This is a genomic window from Dietzia sp. DQ11-71 (assembly GCF_014144995.1).
GTDB lineage: Bacteria > Actinomycetota > Actinomycetes > Mycobacteriales > Mycobacteriaceae > Dietzia > Dietzia kunjamensis.
The window spans coordinates 1-1,668 of the sequence record NZ_JAALDT010000374.1 but is presented as its reverse complement, the minus strand read 5'-3'; the positions used below and the strand labels follow the sequence as shown (position 1 = coordinate 1,668).

Annotated in this window: 1 protein-coding gene; it reads right to left on the bottom strand. The window is 65.6% G+C overall.

The window, feature by feature from the left end:
* Positions 1-136 precede the first annotated feature (136 nt).
* The gene (locus G6023_RS12865; protein ID WP_069389547.1) at positions 137-1,546 is read right to left on the bottom strand and encodes an IS1380 family transposase; all 1,410 of its coding nucleotides are present in this window, start codon (positions 1,544-1,546) and stop codon (positions 137-139) included.
* Positions 1,547-1,668 lie beyond the last annotated feature (122 nt).

The window sequence follows — 1,668 nt, the reverse complement described above, 5'->3', positions numbered from 1 at the left end:
CCTCAATTCACCGATGAAGTAGCCGGGGCGGTCGCTGGCATGGTCGTGGGTCGTGACCGTATGGAGGGCGTGTGAGGTCCGCCGGTCTGCCCGGCTTTCCACTTTGGTTCCTGGTCGTAGGTGCTGGAGTTGGGAGTCAGATCGGCACGTTGGGCCGGCGCGGGGAGAAGACGGTGTCGTAGAGCGCCTGCCAGGCTGTTTGCCATGGCCAGCTTTCGGGTAGATGGAGTCGGAGCCGCCGGGCTGAGGAGGCGATCCGGGCCGGGATGTTGATGAGTTTGCGGCGGATCGTCGCGGTCGTCGCGCGTGCCAGGCTCGAGCTTGTGGTCAGGGTGGCGGCGGCGCGGGTGAGGTTGAACGCCATGACGGCGCAGGTCAGCCAGGCGGCGTTGGCGTTGAACACGCCCGAGGGCAGGTGCGCCAGCGCGGAGGCTTTCAGGTCAGCGTGGACGTTCTCGATGATCGCGTGTGCGCGGTGGGTCTTGTCGGCCGCCACTGTGTCGTACTGCTCTACGGATGTAGTGGTGAAGAACGCATGGAACCGCCAGGTATCGAACAGGCTCGCCTGCCCACTTGCAGCCTTGGGATTCAGGTCGGGGATACGGCGCACCACGAGCCGACCCGGCACCTGGTCGTTCTTGGGCTTCGAGGTGAATGCGGTGAAGTCGACCTCGGCGACTTCGGCGCGGGAGATCCAACGGTTGGTGTGTTCGTCGAAGATCGCGTCGGTGTAGTTGATCGTGGTCCACGCGTCGTCGTCGATGGTGGCGATGGCACGTTTGACCGCCGGGTCCATGCGTACGGTGACCGAGACCTCGGCTCCGGCGGCCAGGCAGGCGGTGACCATGCTGTGGGAGTAGAACGCCGAATCGCCTCGGACCAGCACGTCACGGCCGTGAAGGTGGGTGCGGCGGATCAGTGCCAGCGTGTCGGTGGCCAGCCGGGCAGCCCCTCGCGGGGACCCGGCAGAGCCCTTGCGCAGCCGTTGAGCGGCGATCACCGGAGCAGCCTGCTCGGTGGAGACCGTGGCCAGCAGCGCGTTCAGGCCACGTACCCCGGAGTAGCCGAACGAGGCGCCCTGCTTGGCGTGTCCGTAGACCTCCACGATCGTGTCGTCGATATCGACCATCACCGTCCCGGTGTCCGACTCATGACCGAGCAGTCCGGTGTGTTCGGCCAGTGCGCGCACGAACCGCGAGGCGATCGCATCGGTTTGGCGGACGTGGCCGAAGGTGAACTGCCGCAGGAACGATCCCAGCGTCGAAGGGGCGTACGGGCGGTCGAAGAGTGTGCCCATCGCCCCGTGGCGCAGCAGGGCCATGTCGTCGATGCTATCCGCGCCTGCGGCCATCCCGGCCACGAGCGAGGCCAGTTTCACTCCACCGTTGGAGCCCTTGTCGGTGGGCACGCTCAGATGCTCGTCACCGAGCCGGTGCAGGCCCGCCCGGTCGGCGAGTTTCATCAGCGGCACGAGGCCGGCGCCCGACACGAGGTTGGGCTCATCGAACGTCGCGAAGCTTACGGGCAGAGTGTGAGATAGTTGCATCTGCGGGATGCCCTTCTTGAATTGGCGATACGGACCTTAAGCAAGTCGTATCTTGCCAGTTCAGAAGGGCATTCTCGCGTTCCCACACCGCGCTAGAAGTTCATCTCATCGGTGGATCCAGG